We start from the raw sequence: 7,435 nt of genomic DNA, 5'->3' as shown, positions 1-7,435 counted from the left end.
CGAAACCGCAAGACGAACAACCGCAGACCCAATAAAACCGCAACCACCCGTCAAAAGTAACTTCATCTTAAAAGCCTCAAAATGAATATCCGCAGTTCACAGAGCCTGAAATTCATGCGCCTTCCGCAAATTTAAACAAATGCAACAAACTTCCCGGCACAAGTATTAACCAACCTATATACAGGTGATTGTAACGAATATATAAACTCTGGCAGCGCCAGAAAGTGCTTAAGCCGATAACGTTGCAGGTTTTTTATGTTGCAAAAGGCACATATTCCTTCAAAAACAGCTCACTTTCATCAAGTCGCATGTTTAGGCAAACTTCCTGCGCGCCGACAAGGCCTGTTTTATGCCCTTTCTGGCCATTTTGAAAGACTGGCGAAATCCTGCCGAAACATCCGCTGTATTCGCACGGCATCCCTTGCCTTGGGTGACAGCCCCAAAACGACAGACACCGAACCTCAGGAATTTTGGTTTCGCTGAAATCGCCTTAAGGGTGATTTGAAATCAGCCTTTTACCCGCAAACAGGTGAATTTACCAAAAATGGCGCCTTGAAATAATATTCCTCAAGGTTGTTGCCCGCGCCGATGCGGTCGACGACCGCATAGAGGCCGGGTGCGCCGATGGGGGTCAGGACGGCGTGCCAGACATTGCGGTGCAGGTTGATGCCCTGCCCCGGCGCGGTCAGGAAGGCGCGGGGGGTGGCGGGGATGCCGTCCGCATCAGCCGCGACGACGACCAGAAACGGCGTGCCGGTGATCGGGATGAAGGCCTGACTGCCCAAGGGGTGACGCTCCAGCAGGTCGATGCTGACCGGCCAGTGCCGGGCCTCGGCGTCGAACAGGCTGATCCCGGCGCGGCCGGTGCCGAAATCCATCCGCGCCAGATCATGATGCCGTCCACAGCGACCGGCATTGATGATCATGTCCGGCGCGGGACGGGGGGTGATAACCTCGCCAAAGGGGGCAAAGTCGGCGGCGGTCAGCGGGGTGGCGGTCAGATCTTGCGTCATCTTATGACGCTATCACGGTCACCCCATCCCCCGCCAGAGCCCGCGCCGACGCCGCATCCATCAGCGCCGCGCCGGTCGACAGCCCATCGGCCAGCGCCGCGCTGTCGGCCAGCACGGTGACCGCGTTCAGGCGCGGGGCCACCGCGCCCTGTCGCGGGTGCAGGATATGCCCCACCCCGCCGATCATCGTCCCACCGGGGCGCGAGGTCGCCACCGCGCGGTCACGCAGCACCTGCACCGGCGCATCGACGCTGCCATGATCCAGCCGCACCCGCCAGCCGCGCCCGTCAGGGGCCAGCCCGATGGCGCGGATCTCGCCCATATCGACCAGCAGGTCGCGCAGGCCAGCGGCGCGCAACAGCGCCGCCACGCGGTCGGTGATCGCGCCTTGGGCGATGCCGTTCAGCGTCAGCCGCATCCCGCGCGGCATCGCCACACCCCCGGCATCGAATCGCAGCCTGTCAAACCCGACCCCGGCCAGCGCCGCCGCCAGTTCGGGCCGCGCCGGATGACGACCGCTGGCGGCGTTGCGGGCGTAAAGGTCGAACAGCCCCTGCACCGTCGGGTCGAACAGCCCCCCGGTGCGCCGATGCACGTCGCGCGCCTGACTGAGCAGCGCCAGCATTTCCGGCGCGGGGTCGTCCAGCCGGCCATCGCGGTTCAGCCGCGCAATCTGGCTGTCGGGGCGATAAAGGCTGAAGATCGCCTCGCAGCGCGCCAGCTCGGCCTCGACCGCGGCGATCAGCGGCGCGGCCTGCGCCGGGGTCAGCCCGACAAGCCGCAACTGCGCCCCGGCCCCCAGCGCCACCCCCTGCCAGCGGGCCACGGGCGGGGCGGCGCGGCCCATGGCGGGCAACAGCGCCGCACCGGCGGCACAGGCCGAAATCGCGATCAGGCGACGACGGGTGAATCGGTCAGCTTGGGTCATGGGGCACCCCCTTGCGGATTGTCGGTAAAGCCCTGAATTGCGGGCGTCAGATAGGCATCGGGAATATCGGCCAGCACCACCACGCGCCCGCCATTTTCGGCGGCAAAACCCTGTGCGGCGGCGTTATCGGCAAAGGAAATCGCCTCGGGGACGCCCATGCCGCCGGGCTGGCGGCTGTCGATGACGTAAAAGGCGCTGTTGCCATCGGTCCAGTTATCCTGCCCCGGCAAGGCCCAGTTCCGGGCCTTTCCCATATCGCTGACGTAAAACGCCACCACCGGGTCTGGCTGTTCGGGGTCGCGCAGATAGGTCACGGCATCGGTGACCTGCGAAAACCACATCGGCGCGGCATGGCCCTTCAGGTGGATCTGGGCCTTGGGACCGGGATGGTCAGTGATATACATCTGACAGTAATGCCCCAGCGCCTCGTCCGTCATGGCGACGGGGGCGGGCGGGGTGGCGGCCTGATCCTCGCGGCAGGCGGCCAGCGCCAGCGAGGCAAGGACCACAAGGGCAATGCGGTGGTGACGTGAAAACCTCATGGCACGATCCTTTTGGCAAAGGCGATCCCCAGTGCCAACAGCCCGGCCAGCCAGCCGGCCAGCACCAGCAGCGCCGTCCAGACCGGGGCCGGAAAGCTGCGCGACAGACCGTCGATCCCGGCAACAGGGGCGGTTTCGACCAGCGCCAGATTATACAGCCGAAATGCGTCGGCGGGGTTGGCCAGCACGGCCCATGGGAAAACCTGCGTGGTAAAGGTGCCGCCGCGGTCGACCATCACCCCGCCCAACAGCGCCAGATCATACAGCACCACCAGCACCAGCCACAGCCCGACAGCCAGCGCCGCCGCCGTGGCGGTGCGCCCGGCGCGGGCCGACACCGCCAGCCCCATCGCCACGAACACCGCCCCCAGCAGGACCGAGGTCGCCATCAGCCGCGCCCATGCCGCCAGCCCGTCAGCACCGACCGGCCAGAATGCCGCCACCACCGCACCCGCAATGCCGAAACCCAACAGCACCGCCAGCGCCACGATGCCGGTCTGCGCGGCGAATTTGGCCACGAACATTTCCCACCGGCGCAGGGGGGTGGCAAGGGTCAGCGCCAGCGTGCCGCGCTCGACCTCGCCGGCGATGGAATCATAGGACAACAGCAAGGCGATCAGCGGCACCAGATAGACCGACAACGTCGCCAGCCCCGCCGCGCCAACCTGCATCGCATCGGCAGCCAGCGCCGCGCCCTGCCCCGCCCCCATCACCGACAAGGACAGCGCGAACAGCGTCAGCAACGCCATCGCCAGCACCAGCCAGCGGTTGCGGCGGGCCAGCCGGATTTCTTGCCCGGCGATGGCAAGGATGCGGGACAGCGCGCTCATGCGGGACCCCCTTTCACGCGGTCGCTGTAATGGCGATAGACATCCTCCAGCGTGGGCAGATGCAGGTCGATATCGCGCAGATCCGCCGCCAGCGGGGCGATCCGCGCCAACAGCGCCGCCTTGCCCGCGACCGGGGCGGTCAGCAGCAGACCGTCATTGCCCACGGCCGCCGCCCCCAGTTCCCGCGCCAGCACATCGCGCCGCGCCGGGTCCACGCGCAGGGTCAGCCGCACCGGCAGATCGGCCTGCGCCGACAGCGCCGCCGCGGTGCCATCGGCCACCAGCCGCCCGCGCGACAGGATCGCCACGCGGTCGGTGCGGCCCTGCACCTCGTCCAGCCCGTGCGAGGATAACAGCACCGCGCTGCCCTCGGCTGCGGCGGCGTCGATGATGGTATAGAAATCGCGCCGCGACACCGGGTCCAGCCCGCTGGTCGGTTCGTCCAGCAAAAGCAGCCTTGGCTGCCCGATCAGCGCCTGCGCCAGACCCAGCCGCTGGCGCATCCCCTTGGAATAGGTGCCAACCGCCCGACCGCCCGCATCGCCCAGACCGACCCGGTCCAACAGCCCCCCGCACTGGCGCAGATCCTGCCCGCGCAGCCGCAGAAAGGTGGTCAGGATCTCGGCCCCGGTCAGGGCCTTGGGAAAGGCCATCGTCTCGGGCAGATAGCTGACGGCACGGCGGGCGGCGTCGGTGGCGGGGGCATGACCGTCGATGCGCACCGACCCGGCGGCAGATGTCAGAAACCCCAGAATCACCCGGAAAAACGTCGATTTTCCCGCCCCGTTATGCCCCAGCAACGCCACCCGCTGACCGGCGGCAACGTCAAGGTTCAGCCCGTCCAGCGCGGTCAGACTGTCAAAGCGCACCGTCAGGTCGCGGGCGGACAGCACGGTGTCATGGCTCATGTCTGGCCCCCCTTTTCGACGGGCTGTACCGGCACGCCGGGGCGGGCCAGCGGGTGGCTGTCGATCACGCCCCCCGGCATCAGGCCGGGAAAGCGTGACTGGCTCCAGCGGATCAACTGCACGGCGGGCGCCCCCAGCAACAGACGCGCGGCGGGCTGGTTCCAGACCACCTGATCAATCACGTCATTGGGACGATAGGGGCTGTCGGCCACGCCGTCGCCGTCAATGTCGAAACCGGGGTGATCGGACCAGTAATTGCCGCGCCGGCCCTCGGAAAATTCAATCCACTTGGTGCCGACATATTTCACCTGCGTGCGATTGCCGACAAAGCTGTTGCCGGTGAACAGATTATCCTGCGCCCCGGCGGTGTAATGCACCCCGATGTCACAACCGGAAAACAGATTGTCGACAAAGCGGTTGCGATTGGCGTTATAGACGAACAGGCATTTTTCGGGACCATTGGTCACACGGTTTTCGGTCAGCACCGCCTTGTTGGCGAAGTTCATGAAAAACGCATGCGCGCGGTCCCCGTCCGAGACATTGCGGCTGACCTTCAGATCCTGCGAAAACATCAGCGCATAGCCGATCTCGTTCCCTGTCGACAGGTTGTCCTCGACCACCAGCCGGTTGGCATACATCGAATGAAAGGCGTAACGCAGGTCGTGAAACCGGTTCCGGCGATAGGTCGCCCGGTGCGAGGTGGTGACAAAGAACCCGTCCCGCCCGCGCGAGATGTCATTGCCTTCGGCCAGCAGGCCCGGCGCGTTCCAGACATAGACGCCGGGGCCGCGTTCCGGCACCCGCAGGTCATCGCGGCCACGAATGGTATTGCCGCGCAGGGTCACGTCGCGCGCGCCCTGCACGTCAATGCCGATCAGGTTGTCCAGCAAGGTGCAGTTCTGGACCAGAATATCGCGGTGGTCGCGGTCCAGCACGATGCCGCTGTCCAGCTTGTCCAGACGCAGGCCCGACCCGGTGACCACCAGCCCGTCCAGCACCACGCCCCCCGATTGCACCCGGATCACCGAACCCGCGCCGGGGCCGGTGATGCGGGCTTTGCCGTGACCCGTCAGGGTCAGCGGCCTGTCAATGACGATGGGTCCGGCATAATCGCCGGGGGCCAGCACCATCTGGTCCCCCGGCGCCGCATCCGCGATGGCCGCCGCCAGATCCTGCCCCGCAGACACCGGCACCACCGCCCCCGCAGAGGGACAGGCCACGGCAAGCAGCAGGCCAAGGGCCGACAGGAACAGGGCTGGCAGCGAAGACATCACGAACCCCGTGTCAGGCTTTCTTCGGATGCACCAGCATCCGCCCGCGCATTTCCATATGCAGGGCATGGCAGAACCACTGGCAATAATACCAATGCACGCCGGGCCGGTCGGCGGTAAAGGTCACGCTGGCCGTGGCCTGCGGGGCCAGTTCCATCGCGATCCCGTGGCCACCCAGCGTAAAGCCATGGGTCAGGTCGTCCACATCATCGACATTGGTGATATAGATGGTGACCTCGTCGCCCTCGTTCACCTCGAATTTTTCAAGGCTGAAGGTCGGCGCGACCGAATGCATATAGACCCGCACCTTGTCGCCATCGCGGATGACGTCGGCACCATATTCCAGATCGACGCCATCGGCCTCGGCCTGTTTGCGGGCGTCGTCCCACATCGCATCGTCGCGCGACCAGACATTGACCGGGTTCACGATATCGGCGCGCACCAGAATACAGTCATGCGGCTCGGCAAAGGTGGGGCCGTCATGCAGCAGCTCCATCTTTTCGCCGGAAATGCCGATCAGCTGGTCGTTTTCCGGCTTCAGCGGGCCGACATTCAGGAACCGGTCCTTACTGAACTTGTTCAGCGAGATCAGGAATTTGCCATCTGCCTCTTTGGTTTCGCCCATGGTGGTGTGGTTGTGGCCGGGCTGGTAATGCACGTCGATCTTGTCGATGATCGGGTCCACATCCTGACCGGCGAATTTCGCAATCGCCTTGTCGATGTTCCACTTGACCATCTGGCTGTCCAGAAACAGCGTGGTGAACGCATTGCCCTTGCCGTCAAACGCGGTGTGCAGCGGCCCCAGACCCAGTTCCGGTTCGGCCACCACGGCGGAACGCGGATCGGCGTTTTCGCTGAACAGCAGGTCAACCTTGTCGACATCGACCACGGTGACGGTGGGCGACAGCTTGCCGTTGACGCACAGGTGCTTCATGTCCGGCGCCATGTTACAGCCATGCGGGCTGTTGGAAACCGGGATATAACGGGTGTAATTCCTGCCCGCCGCCTTGCGGCCATCCAGCACCTTGACGCCTTTATGTTCTTCGTAATCGCCGTCTTTGATACCTTGTTCGATATTGGCGATGTTGAAGGCGACGACCCAGTCCTGTTCATTCGCCGTCATCTCGGCCAGGTTGACCCCACCTTCCGAGTTATAGCAGGTCGAAAACGCGTATTTCCCCTTATAATCGGAATCAAGGTTATCAAGGTTGCCATCCACCATCACCTGCCAGGCGATGTCCATCGTGTCGCCGTCAATGGCGGTAAAGATGGCGACATATTTTTCCGGCTCGTCCAGAATGCTGCCGTCATTGGGCAGCGGAATCCGGTGTTCGCCATTGACGAACACATAGCCGGTGCGCGGGTAACGCTGCGGGCGCATCCCGTGCATGTCGGATGCGTTGGGCACCTCGACGATCTTGTCGGTTTTCATCACGTCCATGCGGATGCGGGCGACGCGGCTGTTGGCCTTGTCCTGCACGAACAGATAGCGCCCGTCATAGGTGCCATCGGTAAACGACATATGCGGGTGGTGCAGGTCGCCATTGTGATAGGTTTTCATGCCGCGCTTGGCCAGAAACGCCTTGGTTTCCTCGGTCAGGCCCTCGGTCATGATCTTCAGGCTTTCGTTGGTCAGCCCCCAGCCGGTCGCCCCGCAATAGTTGAAAACCGGCACCCGCATCAGTTCACGCATGGACGGCACGCCCATGATGCGCACCTCGCCCGACTGGCCTGATGACCAGAAGCCGTAATATTCATCCAGTTGCCCCGGCTTGACCTCGATCGAGGTCTCGGCCCGTGCCGCGTTGCTCATGGCGCCAAGCGCGCCGGCCCCGGTCAGCCCGGCAAACGCCGCCGTCCCGGCCGTGCCCTTGAACAGCGCACGGCGCGACAGGCCGCCGCGCTTGGCCCCGGCATCGTGTTCATATCCAGACATGTCTTGG

The 7,435-nt window shown here is 64.5% G+C and carries 7 protein-coding genes; all 7 read right to left on the bottom strand.

Annotated features, from left to right (window positions below; genetic code table 11):
• Positions 1–515: 515 nt before the first annotated feature.
• Genes ACFXP9_RS09710 through nosZ form a run of 7 tightly spaced genes read right to left on the bottom strand, consistent with a single transcriptional unit; the run spans position 516 to position 7,428 of the window.
• Positions 516–1,013, bottom strand: coding sequence for an ureidoglycolate lyase (locus ACFXP9_RS09710; protein WP_397208483.1), 498 nt, complete (start codon positions 1,011–1,013; stop codon positions 516–518).
• 1 nt (position 1,014) lies between these two features.
• Entirely contained in the window at positions 1,015–1,941 is a 927-nt protein-coding gene (locus ACFXP9_RS09705) for an FAD:protein FMN transferase (RefSeq protein WP_397208484.1), read from the bottom strand.
• Complete coding sequence (locus ACFXP9_RS09700) at positions 1,938–2,483, bottom strand: nitrous oxide reductase accessory protein NosL (protein ID WP_397208485.1); 546 nt, start codon at positions 2,481–2,483, stop codon at positions 1,938–1,940. The genes ACFXP9_RS09705 and ACFXP9_RS09700 overlap by 4 nt, the downstream gene beginning before the upstream one ends.
• Positions 2,480–3,313: an ABC transporter permease gene (locus ACFXP9_RS09695; protein WP_397208486.1), complete on the bottom strand. Its 834-nt coding sequence runs from the start codon at positions 3,311–3,313 to the stop codon at positions 2,480–2,482. The genes ACFXP9_RS09700 and ACFXP9_RS09695 overlap by 4 nt, the downstream gene beginning before the upstream one ends.
• Complete coding sequence (locus ACFXP9_RS09690) at positions 3,310–4,221, bottom strand: ABC transporter ATP-binding protein (protein ID WP_397208487.1); 912 nt, start codon at positions 4,219–4,221, stop codon at positions 3,310–3,312. The genes ACFXP9_RS09695 and ACFXP9_RS09690 overlap by 4 nt, the downstream gene beginning before the upstream one ends.
• Positions 4,218–5,492 carry a nitrous oxide reductase family maturation protein NosD gene (locus ACFXP9_RS09685; protein WP_397208488.1) on the bottom strand — a complete coding sequence of 425 codons (1,275 nt, stop codon included), beginning with the start codon at positions 5,490–5,492 and terminating at the stop codon, positions 4,218–4,220. The genes ACFXP9_RS09690 and ACFXP9_RS09685 overlap by 4 nt, the downstream gene beginning before the upstream one ends.
• Before the next feature lie 13 nt (positions 5,493–5,505).
• Entirely contained in the window at positions 5,506–7,428 is a 1,923-nt protein-coding gene (nosZ, locus tag ACFXP9_RS09680) for a TAT-dependent nitrous-oxide reductase (protein ID WP_397208489.1), read from the bottom strand.
• Between the last annotated feature and the right edge of the window lie 7 nt (positions 7,429–7,435).

Source organism: Paracoccus jiaweipingae, assembly GCF_044335505.1.
Lineage (GTDB): Bacteria > Pseudomonadota > Alphaproteobacteria > Rhodobacterales > Rhodobacteraceae > Paracoccus.
The sequence above is the reverse complement of the archived record's forward strand: the minus strand, read 5'-3'. Positions and strand labels throughout refer to the sequence as shown.

What these genes read in the sequence shown, in the direction of transcription:
- ACFXP9_RS09705 (WP_397208484.1), bottom strand. Translation starts at nt 1,941, where the DNA reads ATGACCCAAGCTGACCGATTCACCCGTCGTCGCCTGATCGCGATTTCG.
- ACFXP9_RS09685 (WP_397208488.1), bottom strand. Translation starts at nt 5,492, where the DNA reads ATGTCTTCGCTGCCAGCCCTGTTCCTGTCGGCCCTTGGCCTGCTGCTT.
- ACFXP9_RS09695 (WP_397208486.1), bottom strand. Translation starts at nt 3,313, where the DNA reads ATGAGCGCGCTGTCCCGCATCCTTGCCATCGCCGGGCAAGAAATCCGG.
- nosZ (WP_397208489.1), bottom strand. Translation starts at nt 7,428, where the DNA reads ATGTCTGGATATGAACACGATGCCGGGGCCAAGCGCGGCGGCCTGTCG.
- ACFXP9_RS09700 (WP_397208485.1), bottom strand. Translation starts at nt 2,483, where the DNA reads ATGAGGTTTTCACGTCACCACCGCATTGCCCTTGTGGTCCTTGCCTCG.
- ACFXP9_RS09710 (WP_397208483.1), bottom strand. Translation starts at nt 1,013, where the DNA reads ATGACGCAAGATCTGACCGCCACCCCGCTGACCGCCGCCGACTTTGCC.
- ACFXP9_RS09690 (WP_397208487.1), bottom strand. Translation starts at nt 4,221, where the DNA reads ATGAGCCATGACACCGTGCTGTCCGCCCGCGACCTGACGGTGCGCTTT.